This window comes from Macrococcus sp. CoH-51_TC_04, assembly GCF_058188655.1.
This window is the reverse complement of the sequence record NZ_JBVGOY010000048.1, coordinates 1-313: the sequence shown is the minus strand read 5'-3', so window position 1 is coordinate 313 and position 313 is coordinate 1. Positions and strand designations below refer to the sequence as shown.

Genomic DNA, 313 nt, shown 5'->3' with positions numbered 1-313 from the left:
CAGGCTCGCCCGTGGTCTTTACGACTCGGTTGTGGGCCAACACCCTATTCCCGAGTGTCGCGCGCGACTCTGAGTTCGGGAAGGGCAAGCGTCGTGCTCATCTCGCAGAAATTCCCGAGCGTGCAGTCAGCCCCAACTATCTGCGTGTCAAGGTGCAGCGCGAACTCGGTTATGTCGAATGCGCGGTTCCTGTCTATTCGTTCTCGACACTGGCTCCGGAAGAAGGGTTCAAGTTCCTGTACGAGCAGTTCATCAAGATGCGTCGTGGGCACCCGCCGAAAGCAGAAGCCAAGCACATTGCGGACATCGAGCG

The 313-nt window shown here is 58.5% G+C and carries 1 protein-coding gene; it reads left to right on the top strand.

The window, feature by feature from the left end:
* On the top strand, positions 1–313 hold a 313-nt coding region (locus ACZ2V4_RS11725), incomplete at both ends, for a hypothetical protein (RefSeq protein WP_490514951.1).